This is a genomic window from Rhizobium sp. Root491 (assembly GCF_001427205.1).
Classification (GTDB): Bacteria; Pseudomonadota; Alphaproteobacteria; order Rhizobiales; family Rhizobiaceae; genus Agrobacterium; species Agrobacterium tumefaciens.
In genome coordinates this window covers 225,275-243,200 of the sequence record NZ_LMFF01000003.1, presented here as the reverse complement: position 1 = coordinate 243,200, position 17,926 = coordinate 225,275, and the positions used below count along the sequence as shown (strand labels likewise).

The window sequence follows — 17,926 nt, the reverse complement described above, 5'->3', positions numbered from 1 at the left end:
GAGCGGGTTTACCGACAACTTCGGCACGAATTTGTCGAGCGGGGACGCGCTGTTAGCCGCCCGACGCCGGAATTACTTCGGTCAAAAACACGTTATTGATACACGTCTCACCTTTGAGAACATCGCTTGCTTTGTGAAACTTTTTGTGGAACCTTTATATTCACGCGACTAAAACTGACAGGCAGGGAAGGCAGTCGGGCGACGCCGGTTTCTTGTTCGGGATACGGAGAATGAGGGTGACGCAATCCGGGCCGATGATCGATATCGCAGGTATCCACAAGACGTTTGTCGCTGACCACGGGACAGTGACTGCGCTGGAGCCGTTAACCATTGACGTCAGGCCAGGCGAATTCATCTCGATCGTTGGGCCTTCAGGCTGCGGGAAATCGACGCTCCTCCGGCTGATTTCCGGTCTTGACCAGCCAAGCGGCGGCACCATAAGGCTCGACACTGCCGGCCATAAGCGTCCGGTAGGCTTCGTTTTTCAGGAGCCGATTCTTCTTCCCTGGAAAACGACCCTCGAAAACGTCCGTTTTCCCCTCGACACCGCCGGGGTTTCTCGCGCTGCGGCGGACAGGATAGCACTCGATCTGATCAAAATGGTGGGCCTTTTCGGCTTCGAGGGCGCTTTGCCGCGCGAGCTGTCGGGTGGAATGCGTCAGCGCGCGGCAATCGCCCGTTCGTTATCGGATGATCCACCGATCCTGTTGATGGACGAGCCGTTCTCCGCGGTCGATCTACTGACACGAGACACGCTGAACGACGAACTGCTGCGGATCTGGCAGGCCACCGGAAAAACGATCCTGCTGGTTACCCACAGCGTCGAAGAAGCCGTCTATCTCGCTGACCGGGTCATGGTGATGACCGCGCGCCCGGGCAAACTGAAATCTATCCATGAGGTCAATCTCGCGCGACCACGCGGCGAAGAAACCAAACTCGACCCCGCCTACCACTCACTCGTCGCCCGGCTTCGCCGCGATTTACGTACGCCTGGCGAAACCCCTGACGGGAAGCCGCAATAATGGCGAGGCACTTCACCGCCTGTCTCGATTATATCCTGTCACTGGCAGCGCTGCTTGCACTCTGGTGGCTTGCTACTGGTCCGATGGCAATGCCTGCCTATCTTCTGCCCTCTCCGGCGCGCACCTGGGGTGCACTGGTCGCCATTGCGAGCAACGGTGATCTCTGGCTGCATCTCGGCTTCACCATCCAAAACATCGTGCTCGGGCTCTTCCTGGGCCTGATCGCCGGCATCGCTCTGGCCTACGCGATGACGCGTTTTCCGAAACTCTCGGTCTGGCTTGACGGCCCGCTCGTCATCCTTCAGACAGCACCTAAAATTGCGCTCGCGCCCCTGTTCATCGTGTGGTTCGGCTTTGGGGTTCTGTCCAAAATAATCCTTGTCTTCTCGCTTGTGTTCTTTCCGGTCTTTATTGGTGCCCTGTCAGGGTTCCGAACGCTCGATCCAAAAATGAGGGACCTAGCGACACTTCTGGGTCTCGGCAAAATCCAGCGGTTTATGCAGATCGAATTTCCGTCGGCCCTGCCGGAGATCTTCGTCGGCCTGAAGATCGGCGCGGTCCAGGCGCTGGTTGGTGCGGTGCTGGCCGAGTGGATGTCGGGAAAGCTCGGACTTGGATACCTGATGACCTATGCCGCCGCTACCTACAAGACGCCGCTGCTCTTTGCTGCCGTTCTGCTGACCGTCGCACTCGGTCTTGTGATGCATGTCGTCTTGTCCTCGCTGGAAAACCGGCTTCTCTCGTGGAAGGGGGCGAGGAAATGACAAGCGCCGCCTTTCCCTGGAAGAACGGCAGGCCGCCGCATCTGCCCTGCGGGCCCGGCGACATTGCAGAAAATGTTCTAACGCCTGGCGATCCGGACCGTGTCCATTTGCTCGCCGACATGATGGAGGACGTGACCGATTTCGGCCGCAAGCGGGAGTTTGCAGTCATAACCGGCACCTACGAGGGCCGGAGACTGACCATATGCTCCACCGGCATCGGCGGTCCCTCGACTGAAATCGCCCTGGTGGAACTTGCCATGCTCGGCGCCAGGAAGGTCGTGCGCATCGGAGGCATGTCGGCGCTGGCGGCGCAATATTCGCCCGGCTCTTTCGTCGCAGTAAACCAAGCTGTAGGCGATACCGGCTCTGCGCGCACCTACCGCATGGCTGGCGGCGAGGCCAAGGCGTCCTCGCGTATCGTTACCGGCCTGGTCGATGCGGCCTCCGAACTTGGCATCACCTGTCGCACCGGCATGGTCGCGTCGACCGACAGCTATTATTTGGGCCAGGACCGCCGCTACCGGCCTGTCGACGACGGTCGGGACGTGTGTGGAAATTTCGTCGGCCACTTCCAGGCTCTGGGTGCGATTGGCGTCGAAATGGAAAGCGAGATCCTTTTGACAGTCGGAAGTGCAATCGGACTCGAAACCGCTTGCCTCCTTGGAATTCACGGAAATCGCGCCACAGATGAATGGCTCGACGATTACGAGCCCACCCAGCGAAATCTTCTGCGCATTGCGGGACGCGCTTTCTCCAGACCGTAAACAACCGAGGGGTCAAACGATGTTCAAAATTTCCAGCGCGGCCGCGGCCGGTCTTATTGCTGTTTCAATTTCGCCACTTGTTGCCATGACGGCGAGCGCTGCAGACAAGGTGATACTTCAGATCGACGGTGCTGCCGCACCGTTTTACGCCCCCCTTTACGCAGGTGTGGAGAACGGGATTTTCGAAAAAAACGGAATCAAGGTTGAATTCATTTACGCCGCTGCGGCTGACATTCTCACCAACATTGCTGCCGGGAATGTCGATTTTGGCTTTCCGAATGGTGATGCGGTCGTTGCCGCTGTGGCTAACGGTCTGCCCGTCAAGGTGATCCACACCACATATCAGCGCGGCATCGGCGCGCTGTTGGCGAAGGAAGAGAGCGGAATCAGATCTTACGCGGACCTGAAAGGCAAGAGGGTCGCCGTCACCAGCCTTGCCAGCCCGAACTACCTCCAGCTTCAGGTTGGTTTGCAACACGCCGGCCTGACACTTGACGACGTTTCCGTCGAAGTCGTGGCGACAGGAGCGATCGTCCAGTCGCTGCAGGCTGATCAGGTCGATGCCATAGTCTTTTCCGAACTGCGAAAATACAACCTGGAAGCCGACGGCTCCAAGGTCACCTTGATTCTATCCAACGACTTCCTGCCCTCCTTTGGCAATGTCGTTGTTACCAGCGACAGCAAACTTTCGGAAAACGCCGATCTTGCCAGGCGCTTCACCACCGCAATCACCCAGTCGTACCAATGGGTAATAGACGGCCACGTGTCTGAGGCACTTGATATCGCGCTTGAAAAATACGCGCCAACCTGGCCCAGGGATCAAAAGCCCATGTTGACCACGGCGTTTGAACAGACATTCGTGCCCTCCGTCTGGCAGAGCACCCTTACCAGGGACAAGGGTCTTGGCGCGGCCGACATGGCGGGCTGGCAGAAGAATGCCGACATCCTGGCGCAATACAAGGTGATCGACACTCCTCCCAAGGCTGCGGATTTCGTTATCGACCCCTATTCGATCGGCCAATAAGGATGCTTCTGCGTGGCGTGGCGGGTCTGACCGCAACCTTCTTTCTGTGGACGGCAATCATCTATCTCTTCGACGTGCCGGCGTTTCTTTTGCCGGAGCCCGTCGAAGTATTCCACAGGTTCGCTTTCCTGTACAAAAACGCCAGCCTCGGCCGGCATATATGGGTGACGCTGTCTGAAATTGTCGCGGGGTTCATGCTCGGCACGCTTGCCGGCGTCTTCGCCGGCGTAGTCTTTGTCCGACTGCCCCGGGTCGAACGTTTTGCCACGCCGCTCGTTCTGCTCCTGCAGACAGCTCCAAAAATTGCAGTCGCCCCGCTTTTACTTTTGTGGCTGGGTATCGGGCCGGCCCCGAAGATCGTTCTGATCGCGATCGTCACGTTCTTTCCGGTCATGTCCGGCGTGATGACCGGCCTGCGCTATGGGGAAAGCAGCTTCCGTGATCTCGCAACGGTGCTCAGGTTAAGCCCATGGCAGCGGTTCCGCCACATTGAATTGCCAACTGCGTTACCGTCGGTCCTCGCAGGCATGGCAGTCGCCACAACGCTTGCCATAACGGCAGCTGTCATCGGCGAACTGATGGGCGCAAATGAAGGGATCGGCTATCTTCTGTCATCGGGTCAGGAAAACAGCGACACATCCGTTGTCATCGGCATGGTCATGCTTCTGTCACTGATCGGCTGGGCCTTTTATGAGGCTGTCGAATTGATGAGACGCCGCCTGGTTGGCAGGTTCCAGTCACCCTGAGGCACACGGTGTTCTGCCGTCTTCCTTCGCGGATTCTGACTGCCGGGATGTACGAAGGGGTCGGCGAAACGAAAACCACCGATGACGGGCACCCATGCGTGGGCGGGTGAACTGATAGCGGACAAGACCAGTCCGGTTCCCATCACCAGACACGGTCCGTTGCTGCGGACTCTCACATCCGCGTTTATCCCGCCATTTGCAAGTTCAGTCAGAAGCCGCCTGGAACAGCAGTCTGGCGCTGTGGTCCAGTCGATTGCCACGCTGGCGTCCGATGGCGATGACATTTCTATGGACCGTTGGTGCTGATCGCAGACCGATGCAGCATCCGGCGTGACGGCTTGTGGCTATAACGCCTTTTCCCCGATCGTCGCGTTTCGTGCGATCCTGTTGCCAGTCATACGTTCTGGGCGAGGAATTCCCGCACCGAACGCGTGCCGTTGTTGAAAAGCAGCCGCCGGAATTCGAACTCCAGGACCGTCTGCGGGTCGTGGAAAGGTTCTCGCATGAATTCCTCCTGCGTCAGGCGCAGAGCTTCTTCAGCCGAGTAGAAAATATCGCCGCTGGCGTTTAGGAGCGCTGTATTCGCCTCGTAGATTTTGGTCATCAATTCACAGGCTGCAAGCACTGCTGCCTTCCTGTCGGATATTGCACTGCCTGCGGAGCCGTACCAGGCTATAACTTCCTGACCCAGGGGACGCAACGGTTCCGGCAGGCGCTTGAGGTTTTGCATGACCCATTTGGGCTTGGCGTTGGTGCTCCCGGCGAGATGGCAAAGTCCAGCCGCCTGATCCATCAAAAACATGGTACAGACGAGGAGGCTGGTATCGAAGTCGCCGGAACCCCATGTCCCCATCAAGTCCTTGAATTCGGGATAGCCACCGGTCCGATTACGGTATTGGACGAAGGAGAGTTTTTCCCAGAAGTCTGTCGGAAACAGTTGCGCAAACTCGCTGCTGCCCGTGACCGTGATGCCGACCTGCATCTTGTGCAGCGCATCTTCGGACGAAAGGGGAAGCTTTTTGCGCAAGGTCTTTGTTCCCCGACGCGCCAACTGGTAAAGTGCCAGAACATCATCCTTCATCGCCTCGACCTCGGCTCGGGTATAATATTCGACGTCAAAAGCCACGCCATCTTCACGAATGTAGTCGACGAAAGTGCGCAATCCGCCGTTCTGCTCAATGAAGAAACTGTGATCGCCAGTGTGCCGGACCGGCGGAAGCTCGTCGCATATGACGTAGACGTCGATGTCAGAGTGCTTGTTCCCGATACCCTCCACCAGCGTCCCCGACAAAACGACGATATCGCCCTCAGCTGGCCGGCAGCGGGCCAGGATTTCATCGCGATCAATCCGCAGGTGGCCGTTTAAAAACGAGAATGTCGATGGTGTGGCCGGCATAAGATTCATTTGACACCTGCTAGGGTTACGATTGCGAATAAAGTATCATTATTTATACTTTTCTCATTGTCAACCGTCCGCCACAACCGTGGGATGGGCGCGCAAGAGGTTCAAAGTAACGTCGGAACACGCCATGAAATGCAGTATTGCAGTACTTTTTTTGTCAAAACGCCGTATCTCTGAGGTATGGAGGGAAACCGCGGCGCCGCGCTGCCGACGCTTAAAAATATATATTGCGTGATCAATCTCAGTAATATATCAATTTTGAGACTTTTCCACAATATGAGGAGGCGCGCGCCTTTGATTTCCCGATATTTTACGGCGATAACGCTTGCTGGCGTCACCCGAGGCCTCTGGGTGATTACCCTCGGATGGTCATCGGCACTGATCGGGGGATCGGTAGCTCTCGTGGGCATAGCTTTTCTGGTTGGTCATCTCATGAACGTGATCCTGGCACCAAGTGTCGGAGCCTTGATCGACCGGCGCAGCAGAAAACGGTTGGCGATATTCGGACAGACGTTGTTCGGATGCGCGATGGCAACGCCCTGGTTTGCACATTTGCTCGGTTACGCGCCGTCCTATGCGATGCTTCTTCTCATCGCCGCGTGCATTGCCGCAGCGGCGCTTGTCCAAGGCGGAGCCCTCGACGCTATTCAGAAGTCCATCGTCGACAAGGGCGACATTAAGCGTACAAATGCAATTGCCAACGGTCTGCGGCAGGGATCGATGATTGCAGGGGCGGGCCTTGGAGGGGTCGTTCTGATGTGGCTGCCGATCCATGCGGGTTTCATCGTCGGTTCCGCTCTATGCGCCCTCGTCGTAGTCTGCCTGCTCGGCCTGCCGGACGCAAATCCACCGGTCAGTGCGCGGAAAAGCTATTTAGCGCAGATGGGGGAAGGCTATCGGTTCTTCCTGCGCAAGCCGGAACTTGGCCGGCTGGCTCTTCTGATTGGCTTAAGCACTTCTGTCGGTCAGTTGTCGAATGTTATGCTCCCGCTTCTGGTGCAAAACGAACTTAACGGCGGCAGCGAGCTATATGGGCTGATTGATGCACTTTGGTCAGTCGGCGGCATCGCCGCCGCGGCCTGCGTCGCGCGTTTGTTGAGACGGTCCGGCCTGGGTGGCTTCGAGTATCTTTCCATCGTCGCCCTGGGGCTTTTCACCGCCATCGTATCGTTTTCACTGAACTCCATGTCGGTCGCGGGTCTGTATCTTCTGATGGGCTTTGCATTCTCGTTCTCGAAGATCCTGTGCGACGGGAGAATGATCGAGCTAGCTGACATGGAATCGATCGGCAGGGTTCGCACATATACCCAGGCGGTCACCAGCGCCTTTGGACTGATAGTATTTTCAATGCCGGCGCTGACGGGGGTGGAAAGCGTACGAACCCATTATGTCTTCTGGGGGCTGGGTGTCGTCGTAATTGCAGCAGCAATTTATCTCACCACCAATTTTGCCTGCGCAGCCGTCGGGCAAGCAACCACGGAAAGAGACGCGCATGACTAAAACTCATTCCTTCACCTGGGCGCAATCACGCTGGCCTGGAAGGTTAATCGCAGTCGAGGGCTTCGACGGCGCAGGCAAAACGACACAGATCGAACTTCTGCACAGACGGCTCGCTGAACTCGGCCATAATGTCGTCCTGACCCGACAGCCATCCGACTGGTATCGCCAGAGCGAACTTGTCCAGCAGTTCCTGAACAGTGGCGGCACGCCGGAAACCGTCCGCGCACTCGCTTTGTTTGCGGCAGCAGACAGGGTGCGGCACTGCAGCAACGTCATAATACCTGCACTTGCCCGTGGCCAGACAGTCATCAGCGACCGCTATGTATTCTCTTCTGTTGCCTTTTTTTGGAGCAGGGGGATCGACCCGGAGTTCATCCGGACGATCAATCAGGGGATTCCCCGGCCAGACTGTGCGATCTATCTCGACGTCAAAGCAGAGATTGTCAGGGAACGGCTGCTGGCGCGCGATGGTGACAAGCTGAAGCACGAAGAAAGTTCAATCGAGACCATCAACCGCGTTATGGATAACTTCAGGAGCCTGGGCCCCGAGCTGAACATAGTGGCGGCACAAGCGGAAAGGGAAGAGGTGTTCCGTGAGATATGGCAGCTGGTTGCGCCCGATTAAGACGTGACGACAAGACGGCCCGCGCCTGCCGGCGCCACCGGTTTGCGCATCTGAAGCACTTCCCGGAAAACGCCTCTCGCTCCCGATGTTCGCCATACACAACCGAGGCGTCCTGCCGGCATTTTCTGTAGACAAACGTACCTGAGACGCAACGACCCAGTCTGGAGGAACGGCCTGAAAGTCGAGAGGCATGATATCCATGCCTTCGCGCCCCTGGTCTCCCGCCTTGGCGGCGTGGTTTTCCCGCCGCCGTAGTGCGGGACAGTACGCTTCCCGACCGTCAGAAATCGCGGCAAGCGCCAGACTGCACTGCAACGCCCCGCATAGAGTACACAAGGCTTGAAAAAAGCTCTCTCAGAGACCGGGAACCGGTACCATTTCCGGCGGCGCGACTGAACCGAGATCCGCCATTTCATCGGTGATCAGGCGGCTCAGTCGCTTGATGCCTTCCCGCGCGCGCTCCGGTGGGCAGGAGGTGAAGCAGAGGCGAAGCGTATTCCGGCCCGAACCATCGGGGTGGAAGGGGCGACCAGGAACAAAAGCTACGCCTTGGAGAGCAATAGCCTTGGCAAGCAGAGCATTGGCGTCGAGACCGTCCGGCAGCGTCAGCCACACGAACATCCCGCCCTCCGGTTTCTGCCAGCAGACCTTGTCGGGCATGTATTGCTCGAGCGCACTGATCAGATTGTCGCGTCTTTGCCGATAGGCCTGCCGCGAGGCAAGCACACGCTCGTCAAACATTTCAGCGGCAACGCGGTGCATTACCATCTGGTTGATCGTTGAACTGTTGAGGTCGCTGGACTGCTTCAGCAACACCAGCTTCTGGATGAGGGGGGTTGCAGCACATATCCAGCCGATCCGCATGCCGGGAGTCATTGTCTTGGAGAAACTGCCGCAATAGACAACAAGAGAGTTTTCGATCGAGCCACATTCCTCGATGTCGAGCTGCATGATTGAAGGAAGCGTGCTTCCTTCGTATCGTAACGCGCTGTAGGCCGCGTCCTCTACCAGGGGAATGTCATTATCGCGTGCAAGGGCAAGCAGCCGACGCCGCGCGCATGTTCCCATCGTTTCACCCGTCGGGTTCGAGAAGTCCGGATTGGCATAGATGAGCTTCAAGGGACTGGCGTCTGGGCTCGGGCGCCCTGCAGCTTTCCCTTTCGCGTCGAAAAAGCAGTAGTCGGGTTCATACGCGTCGAAGATTTGCAGTGCACCGAGGTAGCTCGGTTTTGAGATCGCAACAGAATTGCCTTTTTCGAGAAAGAGACGAGAAAGAAATTCGATGGCCTGCTGCGCTCCCGACGTAATCAGGATGTTGTCTGAACTGCAGATGACGCCCTGTCGGTGCATGAAACCGGCGATCCAGCGTCGCAGCGGCAGATAGCCTTCACTGGCGCAATATTGCAGGGAGACCTGCGGGCAATCCCGAAGGTATTTCTGATAGCCGTCAAGAAACTGTGGGGAGGCAAAAAGATCAGCGTCAGGAAATCCACCCGCGAAGGAAATGATATTGGGATTTCCCAGCAAAGCGAACAGATCCCGAATCTCCGATGCGTGCATGTTCCTGGCTCTGTCCGCGAACCGCTTTTCCCAGGTTTGTGTTTGAGGGGATATCGATTTTTCGTTCGTCATAAATTTCTCCCGGTTCAGGATGCGCTGGCCACGGGTACTGCGGTCACGTGACGGACAATTTCATGAATGACGTCCTCGCAAGACGACGGTTTCCGCACGATCCCGCCAAACGGCGAATGGATTTCGCTATAGGAAGGAACGTCCGGTCTGGTGGGTTGCGCGTTGATCAGGCACCGGACGAACTGGTCGTCAAAGGTCTGCCTGACCGAGCCGCAATCGAGGTTCGCGCCATAAGGAAAGAGGAACCACCCAAACATGTCTTGGGCGCCCCGGCCGAGGACAACGTTTGCAGTTTCGCCAACTGCGCAACGCAAATCCGCGTGGTGGAGATTGACTCCGGTCTTTAACTCGAAGGCTTCGGCGATATAGGCGCCGCCGATGCGACCTGCGAATTCCAGAAAATGTGGTTGACCATTGCAGTCAACAATCATTTCGAGGTGAAACCCACCGTTGGAATAATTGAGCAGGCGGGAAAGCTCCGTTACAGCCGTTCTCGCCCATTCGGGATTTTCGATTTGCGTTGAGCCAAGGGCTGAGCCAGCCGCATAGGAAAAACACGTATTGACGTATTTCGACGCTTGCAGGATGTCCAGCTTTCCCCCCTGCAAAAGCCCGTCAAGATGAAGGATGTCGCCGGGGATATATTCTTCGACGAGCCAGTCTGTCTCACGAATGGTTTCGACGCGGGCATCAAGTTCATTTCGTGAACCGATCCAGATACCGTTGCTGGCTGCATCCAGTCGCGGCTTGAGCACCAGTGTCTGATGGAGCGGTATCCGGCCACTCGCGCGCTTGTATTTTGCAAGCGACCAGAATGCGGGCTGCCTGACGGTTGATCCACGGACTGACATTCGCATTGTCAGTTTGTCGCGGATCGGGAGCACCTTTGCGACCGTGTCGCCGGGAATATTGAACCGTTCACGGATTTGGGCGGCGAGAATGAGGTCACGCTCACCGCGTGCAACCAGGCAGTCGCAATTCGCGCATGCCTCTTCTATCACTGCCGGTAGCGCATCCGGATCAAGGTCGGACAGTTTTGCGGTGATGATTCGTGCTCGCACAGGCGACACCCCGTCGAGGAACTGACCGATATAGGTCACCTCATGCATATCGTGGTCGATTACCTGATCGTACCCGATGCGCTCCGGATCAACCCGGTTGAGTATTACAATTCTGGCCAAATGCCCTCTCCTGTTCTTTGCTCAAATACCGATCCGAATGTTTTTGGACGCCTGCTTCCAAAGGGCTGCTCTTCGATCTCCCAGATCCACGGGGCGGAAATGGCGAAAGAGCCGCACTTCCTCCGCAGCGGTCGCTCAATGGCGAACTTGATCGTGATATTTTCTGACATTAGTACATTTATTGAGACACGCAAGATGCTAAATCTAGCGCTAACGGCGCTTAAAGTCCTGTCAGACGAAAAATAAAACTTTCAATAATATCTATATTTAACATTTACTTAGATATAAACTCCGCAGGGATCATCCGGCGTTCGGATTTAAAAACGCCGATTTTAGCTTGAGTTTTTTATGAAAATAATCTCATTATTAAGACGAAATGACGACAAAGGGTATTCATGTCATCCGCTAACTTTTCCTCACGCTTTATGCGAACCGCTCAAAAGGCGTCACCACTCTGCGTCGGGTTCGACCCGTCAACCACGGTTCTTCAATCGTGGGGGCTTGCGCCCGATGCACAGGGAGCGGCACAGCTCTGTCGCGTGCTTCTTGACGCCCTTGACGGGCTGGCTGGCATCGTTAAGCCGCAAGTGGCTTTCTTTGAATCCTTTGGGCCCGAAGGTATGCAAGTGCTTGCTCGTTTTATAAGCGAGGCGAAGTCGCGGGACCTGCTGGTTATCGCTGATGCAAAGCGCGGCGATATTGGTTCGAGCATGGAAGCCTACGCGAGCGCATGGCTTGGGCCCGAAAGCGCCTTCGGTGCCGACGCAGTCACCGCCAGTCCTTATCTGGGACCCTCGGCGCTATCGCCCCTGTTTCGGCGAGCGGCTTTGACGGAGACGGCGGTATTTGTGGTGGTCCGCTCGTCCAATCCAGAGGGCGCATCCGTTCAATCCGCCATGACGCAGGGGCGCAGCGTCGCTCTTGATGTCGCAACATCCATCACGGCCTGGAACGACGCCATGGAAAATGAGGGCGATATCGGGCCGGTTGGCGCAGTCGTCGGCGCTACGGGCGGAGCCGAAAGCGCAACACTTCTGAATGCACTGCCCCGATCCCTCTTCCTTTCTCCGGGTATTGGCGCACAGGGGGCAACGATGCAGGACGCGCATAAAATGTTCGGGTCAAGTGCATCGCGTGTAATCCCAACAGTCTCCCGGTCAATCCTTTCGGCAGGACCTGACAGAGACCGGCTTCGCGAGACAATCGAAGGCTTTGCCCGTTCCGCTCGCTTGCTGCAACAGCAGGGGCGCTGATGCCTACACTTTTATCCTTCCCGGAACCCACGGATATTACGGAACTCTTTGTGGTCCGCTCACGGCTGGGCATCGATATCAGCACAACCAATTTTGCCGTTGAAGGACTTGTTCTGAACGATGAAGGGCAAGTGGTTCTCATCAAGAGGGGACCGATGTGCCGCGACAATATTGGCCTCCTTGAGGGGATTGGGGGGCAATGCCACGACGCAGAGCGATTTCGGGACGCATTGCACCGGGAAATTGCAGAAGAAGTCGGAACAGCGGCCATAATTGAAATCGAGCGGTTTTCTCACATGCGCCTCCAGCATGAACGGGAAGGAGCGTCGGGAGCATCTGCGAAGTGGATTGTCGTGTCTTATATCTGCCGCTGGAGCTCCGGTCCCCTGACCGTTACCGAACCGGCAAAAAATAGTGGCTTCCATCTGGTTGATCCGCACGCATTCAGCGCCGCGGATCTCGCACCTTCCGCAAGATTCTCGCTGAACATTTACCGCGCCTCCGCCAGGCAAGTTTCGCCTGATGACGCGACAAGAGATTTACTCACATTGAGGGAGTGACATGGTAAGGCTTGCAACATCGGGTGTTTGTCAATTTTTTCTGTCAAACGGGGAGGAGATCCTCTTCAGGGAGGGCAGCGGTGCGCTCGTTACAGACACCAAGGGCCGCAATTATTACGACTTCATCCTGGGTTTTGGGCCGGTTGTGCTGGGTCATGCGCGGCCTGATTTCACAAGTATTTTCCAGCAGAAAGCGGCTGGCGCAATACACTTCCCGGGTTATGCCGGACAACACGTCGATTTTCTCGAAGCCTTTCTGCCTGAGGCCTATCAAAATCACAGCGTCGGCTACTTCAAGCACTCCTCTGACGCCATGACTGCAGCCGCGCGGCTGGCGTGCAAGAAAACCGGCCGTAAAGGTCTGATCCGATGCGGCTATATAGGCTGGCACGACGCACAGATCGGCAACAGTCCACGATGGCACGAGCGGCTTTCTTCGCCGCACCGCAGTGAAATCCGCCCCAATTCTTTCACTCGCGGGATGAGCGAGAGCGAACCCGTGGTCAACTGGATTGATCTGCGGATTGACAGCCTGAGACAGATTCTTGACGATGCGCCCGATACCTATGCCGCGTTGTTATTTGACGCCTATCAGTTGTCATTGATGTCGCCGGCGGATCTATCCGAAGCGATTGCACTCTGCCGCGATCGTAGTGTTCAGGTCGTGGCGGATGAAACAAAAACCGCAGGACGGGTCTCACCTATGGGAGCGCTCGCCGCAGTCGGTCTTGACGCGGATTACGTCGTGCTTGGCAAGGCAATCGGAAACGGCGCACCGGTCTCTTTGCTTGTCGGCCCGCCATCCATGTCCAGTGATTACCTCGAGGCGAAGATAAGCGGAACCTATTGCAAGGAGCTTTTGGGCGTTTTCGCCGCCTCGGCGACGCATCAGCTCATGGAAGAGCTGCATGGATATTCGATGTTTGGAGAAATTTCCGAGCGCTTCGTCAATGTATTCACCAACGCTGCAGCAAACGTCGGCCTTGGAGACCAGATCTATATCGAGCTGATACTCGGGGGATCGCTGTTTGAATTACGCTTCAGCGAAGACATAGAAAACAATCTCGGTCTGCGGGCGAAGATACCCCGCATCTTTGCCGATCACGGCATATTGCTCCTTCAGGGGCACCCATCCTTCTTCTGTCTTTCCCACGCGGAGATTGACTGGTCCGACCTGTCCGCACGCATCGAGCGGGCTCTGAGGGCATCTTTGCCATTATTCGCCTGATCCAAGAACCGCTTGCAGACCGCCAGTCGGTCATCTGCCTCGTAGGAGTTGCGAATGCCTTTTCCAGACCACATCCATTTTCTCAATCAGGGCGATGAGCCGGGCGACCGGGTGTTCATCAATATCACGACGCGGGGCTGCGGTAGCGGTTGTTCCTATTGCTATATTATCTCCCCGGCGGGGCCCCAGGTGTTCGTCGATGATGCCGCACTTTCCAACAGCGCCGAAGCCTTGCTTCAGTCCCCCTATTTCCGGCCGGGTCGCAACGGCACTATCGTCTCGCTCTGCCCGGATTCCGAACCCTTCAAGGACGAACGATCGACAGAGAAGGTTCTCTGTGTGCTGCGCGCAGTGCTCTCGCTTGGCAATCCGGTACAGATTCCGACGAAGGAAAAGGTTCCGGAGGCTGCGCTGGAGGTGATCAGCACCCATGCCTACCCTAATCAGGTCGTGCTCTTCACCTCTTTCTCGTCACTCGCCAAGGCTGGCAAAATCGAGCCACGGGCTGCCCCTGTCGCCGATCGAATTCGTAATTTCGCCCTGGCGCGCAAGCACGGTGTGTTCGTCTGCATGTATCTGAAGCCATTCCTGCCTGCCACGCTGAAGGACCTGGATCATGTCCTCCAGGTTCTGGAGGCGGAACGGCCCGATGCGATCTGTGTCGGGATGCTCTACACAACGACGCAGCAGCAGGATTCGGCTTATACTCATCCTGTGCACGCCAGTCTCACTGCGCGCCCGCTGGATGACGATTTCAATACCTTCGTCGCCGCCGTAAAGGCACAGGGCCTCGTGCCGCTTTTCCATTCATCCGTGTGCGTCAACGCCTGGGCGCTGGATCGCATCCCTATGCCGCACATATGGAAGGAATATCCGGCGCTGTGCGTCAACTGCCGCAACTGTGAGCGTGATCTACAGGACCGTTTTTCACAGTCAGCTGTTCCCTCCTTCACCTCTCCGCAGCCGGTGTATCATGTCAGTCTACCTTAACAATGCCACCACAGGATATCCAAAGGCCATCTCTGCGGTAGAGGCCTATTCCGCGGCGCTGCAATCGATACCATCGGATGTGCGTCACAGCGCTGAGCCGCAAATCGAACTGGTGCGGGGGCGCATAGGCTCGCTGCTGGGCGTGGACCACACGCATCTCTTCTTCCTTTCGGATGCGACGCTGGCGCTTAATGCCGTAATCCGGGGATACGTCGGCGCGGGAGACCATTGCGTCACCGACAACAGGTCGCACAACGCGGTTCTGAGAACACTCAACGGAATACCGGGCGTCAGTTGGCAGGTTGCTCGGGTTCATGATCTTCACGAGGAACCCGACTTTTCCTTCCTCGACGTCATTGACGAGCCAAAACTGGTTTGCCTGACCCACACCAGTAACGTCACCGGTTCTGTTTATGATGTGACGACGCTCATCAGGCGCATCCGCTCGCGATTTCCGAAAGCGGCTGTGCTCGTGGATGCGTCACAATCGGTCGGCTTTTGCCCCATTGACGATCTGGATGACGCTGACTTCATCGTATTTCCGGCTCACAAGCATCTGCATTCAATGCCTGGTGCGGCCGTGCTTGTGGCACGCCGCAGGCTTGTTCCGTTTATTCTTGGCGGTACCGGCAGCAATTCAGCTGAACTCGCGCTCGGCGATACTGGCAGGAATTTCGTCGAGGTTGGCACACCGAATTTACCGGCGATACTTGCACTGGGCGCAGCACTTGAAGAGCAGAATGACGGTGCTCACGACATTCGCCGTCGGATCGAAAACCTCACCGAGATGCTCTGGAGCGGACTTCAGTCGGTTCCCGGCATCCAGCCTCTCGGGCGGCGACCCTATCAGAAGCGTTCAGGCGTTGTCGCCTGCAAGCTGCCGGGCTCACCGGAAGCTGACTGGATTCCCTTTCTGCGCAGCCAGGACATAATCGCCAGGGGAGGGCTTCACTGTGCCCCGACAATTCACGAAGAACTAGGTCTGGGAAACGTCGGCACCCTCCGCTTCAGCATCAGCCGGTTCACTCGTGAAGACGAGATCCGTAGCGCTGTAGAGGCTGTTCAGATATTTGCGGACTTTGTCGCAGAGGAGACGGGTCGGCCATGACGCTATATCGATCCGATCGCCTTGTAATCGAAGAACCACGCCCCTGCGCAGAGGAGCCCGACCGTATCCACCTGGTAGGCCATCTAAGGTCGACGACACTCGACGAGATCGCCACGCTCCTGCTCGAGGACCGCTGGCGAACCTTGCGACTGAAGCAGCCCGCCGCACTGGTGGCGCACGGCCCGGACGGAGAATTGCTCACGCTGAACGCGGAATGCGAATTCTCGCTCTCGCGGCTGATCGACGCGCAATCCGGCCTTGCATTTTTTCACGATCTGATCACGAGAATGGAGTTGCAATAATGAGCAAGTTTCTGGGAGAAAAACGCACCGGTCTTATATTCGCGGCGGATTTGCCCTCTTTCGATGAGAATGCCCGGGTACTCGATGTCATCAGTGAATATGTCGATGTTATCAAGGTCTGTAACCCTCTGGTAATGCGGGAGGGCGCTGCAACGATCCGCAAACTGGCAGACCGTTACGGGAAGCCTGTGTTTGCTGACCTCAAGGTCGCCGACGTTCCGCATACGAGTGCCCAGATCGTGAAAATCGTGGCGGACAACGGCGGTTCAGCCGTAATGGTGCACGGCTTTGTCGGTCCCGACGGGATTTCGGAATGCATGGAGGCCGCCGGCGATAAGGTAGGCATCATTGTCCAGTTGGAACTGACGAATCCGGGTGGGAAATTATTTACCGCTCCAATTGCCAACGACATGGCCCGGCTTGCAGCTGACATGGGGGTCTACGGCACCCAGGCGCCTGGCAACAGACCCAACAGGATCGCAGAAATCAGAGACATTATTGGTCCCGACCCGGTCATCGTTTGCTGCGGCGTCGGAGCCCAGGGCGGCAAGCACAACGAGGTTATGCAAGCCGGGGGCACCTATTCCATCGTCGGGCGGGCGATCTATAACGCCGAGGATCCCATCCAGGCGGTCACGGCTGTGCTGAACTGACCCTGGAGGCCGTCTCCATTTGTGGACGGCTTCTCCCGTTAACTGCGCGCTCCGGCAGTTACCGGATCTGTCCACAGACCATCAGCCGCCGGAGAACTACAGTGGCTGATGCAAACCACCCCGCGACAGCAACCCGCGCGGGACGCGTCGTCGTCGAAAGACCGGAGGTTCCACTCGACCCTACCGGTCGTCGTCCAAACCGTATTTGGCTATCAGATTATCGATGAAGTCCGCCGCTTCGGTCGCCTTCAGCGCCTGCTCCCACATTTGACGTGAGATGTCCTCATGCAGTCGCACGCCGTCCTGAGAGGTAGTTATCAGACCGACCCCGACGCGAATATTTGGCTGCTCTCCCAAACGGAACGGACTGATCGCCAACACCGAGTGATCGGCCTGACGAAAAATCTGGAAGCTGGTCGAGGGGACCGATTGCGGAAGAATCCCCAGTTGCACCCCCAGGGGCTGCTTTCGAAACAGGCTGCTGATGTGGCGCACTTCCCGGCATGCCATGACACGGCGGCGCCTCTGAACTTCTTCCGGCAAATCCTGGCGACCAATCAGCCCATGGAGAAGGAAACGCTCAAGATCTGAGGAGGCGATCAGGCTAACGAGCAAAGGCCGGCGCAATCGGTAGTTTTTCTTTCGTCCCTTCAACGTATCGATCAACCGGCGGATTGCGTCTTTGGTCGCGTCATCCATGGGAGCTGTATCGAGGAAGACCTCCTGAAGCATCTCATCGTAGACTTCGGAGGTCAGCAGATAAGAGATCGGGCCAAAAAAACCGATGATCTGCTCGCTCTTCTCCTCCAGTTGACGCATGCGCTCAAAGAAGGAGCCGGCGGTGTCAATATATTCGATGTCAACGCCAAGGAGACTCTGGATAGAAACGCCCAACACCTTGGTGATGCTGACGAGCAGCTCTATCTTGAGAATCTCCCCTTTCTCCGCGCGATAAAGGGCGGCACGGGAAATGCCGAGACGTTTCGCCATTTCCTCCGGCGAAAGACCGTGACCGATACGATAGGCCTGCAATCGCGCACCAATCTCCTCGATCCGAATTACATCATCATATGCAGTTTCGTCAGTCATCCTGATGCCGCCGCCAACTTTCAAAGACTAATACATGAGCGATACCGTTCGCATACCGGAAGGATCGGGGCAACATGCCACAA

19 protein-coding genes are annotated in these 17,926 nt (G+C 56.8%); 15 read left to right on the top strand and 4 right to left on the bottom strand.

What is annotated here, in order from left to right; all coding sequences use genetic code 11:
- Nucleotides 1–254: 254 nt before the first annotated feature.
- Genes ASD46_RS08735 through ASD46_RS08715 form a run of 5 tightly spaced genes read left to right on the top strand, consistent with a single transcriptional unit; the run spans nt 255 to nt 4,320 of the window.
- Entirely contained in the window at nt 255–1,022 is a 768-nt protein-coding gene (locus ASD46_RS08735; RefSeq protein ID WP_323455102.1) for an ABC transporter ATP-binding protein, read from the top strand.
- Complete coding sequence (locus tag ASD46_RS08730; protein ID WP_060642055.1) at nt 1,022–1,786, top strand: ABC transporter permease; 765 nt, start codon at nt 1,022–1,024, stop codon at nt 1,784–1,786. The genes ASD46_RS08735 and ASD46_RS08730 overlap by 1 nt, the downstream gene beginning before the upstream one ends.
- A complete protein-coding gene (locus ASD46_RS08725) occupies nt 1,783–2,550 on the top strand; it encodes a nucleoside phosphorylase (protein ID WP_060642054.1) in 768 nt (255 codons plus the stop codon). The genes ASD46_RS08730 and ASD46_RS08725 overlap by 4 nt, the downstream gene beginning before the upstream one ends.
- A gap of 19 nt (nt 2,551–2,569) precedes the next feature.
- Nucleotides 2,570–3,574 (top strand): ABC transporter substrate-binding protein, encoded by a 1,005-nt coding sequence (locus ASD46_RS08720; RefSeq protein WP_060642053.1) that lies wholly within the window; start codon nt 2,570–2,572, stop codon nt 3,572–3,574.
- A 2-nt stretch (nt 3,575–3,576) separates the two neighbouring features.
- Nucleotides 3,577–4,320 carry an ABC transporter permease gene (locus ASD46_RS08715; protein ID WP_060642052.1) on the top strand — a complete coding sequence of 248 codons (744 nt, stop codon included), beginning with the start codon at nt 3,577–3,579 and terminating at the stop codon, nt 4,318–4,320.
- 394 nt (nt 4,321–4,714) lie between these two features.
- Here ASD46_RS08715 and ASD46_RS08705 read toward each other — a convergent pair whose 3' ends face one another.
- On the bottom strand, nt 4,715–5,725 hold the full coding sequence (locus ASD46_RS08705; RefSeq protein WP_060642050.1) for a hypothetical protein: 1,011 nt from the start codon (nt 5,723–5,725) through the stop codon (nt 4,715–4,717).
- 177 nt (nt 5,726–5,902) lie between these two features.
- Here ASD46_RS08705 and ASD46_RS08700 point away from each other — a divergent pair, with 177 nt between their 5' ends.
- Complete coding sequence (locus tag ASD46_RS08700; RefSeq protein WP_060642049.1) at nt 5,903–7,222, top strand: MFS transporter; 1,320 nt, start codon at nt 5,903–5,905, stop codon at nt 7,220–7,222.
- Nucleotides 7,215–7,847 (top strand): dTMP kinase, encoded by a 633-nt coding sequence (gene tmk / locus ASD46_RS08695; protein WP_060642048.1) that lies wholly within the window; start codon nt 7,215–7,217, stop codon nt 7,845–7,847. Before ASD46_RS08700 ends, tmk begins: the two co-directional genes overlap by 8 nt.
- A gap of 354 nt (nt 7,848–8,201) precedes the next feature.
- Here the strand turns inward: tmk and ASD46_RS08690 are convergent, their stop codons facing one another.
- Together ASD46_RS08690 and ASD46_RS08685 are read right to left on the bottom strand one after the other, a co-directional pair.
- Nucleotides 8,202–9,479: a PLP-dependent aminotransferase family protein gene (locus tag ASD46_RS08690; RefSeq protein ID WP_060642047.1), complete on the bottom strand. Its 1,278-nt coding sequence runs from the start codon at nt 9,477–9,479 to the stop codon at nt 8,202–8,204.
- Between the two features lie 14 nt (nt 9,480–9,493).
- The gene (locus ASD46_RS08685) at nt 9,494–10,588 is read right to left on the bottom strand and encodes an ATP-grasp domain-containing protein (RefSeq protein WP_060642046.1); all 1,095 of its coding nucleotides are present in this window, start codon (nt 10,586–10,588) and stop codon (nt 9,494–9,496) included.
- On the opposite strand from ASD46_RS08685, the gene ASD46_RS08680 reads away from it, so the two are divergent.
- From ASD46_RS08680 to pyrF (ASD46_RS08645), 8 genes are all read left to right on the top strand, one after another.
- On the top strand, nt 10,583–10,906 hold the full coding sequence (locus ASD46_RS08680) for a hypothetical protein (RefSeq protein WP_060642045.1): 324 nt from the start codon (nt 10,583–10,585) through the stop codon (nt 10,904–10,906). The two genes, ASD46_RS08685 and ASD46_RS08680, sit on opposite strands and share 6 nt — an antisense overlap.
- A 149-nt stretch (nt 10,907–11,055) precedes the next feature.
- A complete protein-coding gene (pyrF, locus tag ASD46_RS08675) occupies nt 11,056–11,913 on the top strand; it encodes an orotidine-5'-phosphate decarboxylase (protein WP_060642044.1) in 858 nt (285 codons plus the stop codon).
- Nucleotides 11,913–12,473 (top strand): NUDIX hydrolase, encoded by a 561-nt coding sequence (locus ASD46_RS08670; RefSeq protein ID WP_060642043.1) that lies wholly within the window; start codon nt 11,913–11,915, stop codon nt 12,471–12,473. Before pyrF (ASD46_RS08675) ends, ASD46_RS08670 begins: the two co-directional genes overlap by 1 nt.
- Nucleotide 12,474: 1 nt before the next feature.
- Entirely contained in the window at nt 12,475–13,701 is a 1,227-nt protein-coding gene (locus ASD46_RS08665) for an aminotransferase class III-fold pyridoxal phosphate-dependent enzyme (RefSeq protein ID WP_060642042.1), read from the top strand.
- A 54-nt stretch (nt 13,702–13,755) separates the two neighbouring features.
- Nucleotides 13,756–14,691: a hypothetical protein gene (locus ASD46_RS08660; RefSeq protein ID WP_060642041.1), complete on the top strand. Its 936-nt coding sequence runs from the start codon at nt 13,756–13,758 to the stop codon at nt 14,689–14,691.
- Nucleotides 14,675–15,799 carry an aminotransferase class V-fold PLP-dependent enzyme gene (locus ASD46_RS08655; RefSeq protein WP_060642040.1) on the top strand — a complete coding sequence of 375 codons (1,125 nt, stop codon included), beginning with the start codon at nt 14,675–14,677 and terminating at the stop codon, nt 15,797–15,799. The genes ASD46_RS08660 and ASD46_RS08655 overlap by 17 nt, the downstream gene beginning before the upstream one ends.
- The gene (locus ASD46_RS27320; RefSeq protein WP_060642039.1) at nt 15,796–16,101 is read left to right on the top strand and encodes a hypothetical protein; all 306 of its coding nucleotides are present in this window, start codon (nt 15,796–15,798) and stop codon (nt 16,099–16,101) included. The genes ASD46_RS08655 and ASD46_RS27320 overlap by 4 nt, the downstream gene beginning before the upstream one ends.
- The gene (gene pyrF / locus ASD46_RS08645; protein ID WP_060642038.1) at nt 16,101–16,754 is read left to right on the top strand and encodes an orotidine-5'-phosphate decarboxylase; all 654 of its coding nucleotides are present in this window, start codon (nt 16,101–16,103) and stop codon (nt 16,752–16,754) included. Before ASD46_RS27320 ends, pyrF (ASD46_RS08645) begins: the two co-directional genes overlap by 1 nt.
- A gap of 180 nt (nt 16,755–16,934) precedes the next feature.
- Here the strand turns inward: pyrF (ASD46_RS08645) and ASD46_RS08640 are convergent, their stop codons facing one another.
- Complete coding sequence (locus ASD46_RS08640) at nt 16,935–17,843, bottom strand: helix-turn-helix domain-containing protein (protein WP_060642037.1); 909 nt, start codon at nt 17,841–17,843, stop codon at nt 16,935–16,937.
- Nucleotides 17,844–17,926: the final 83 nt, after the last annotated feature.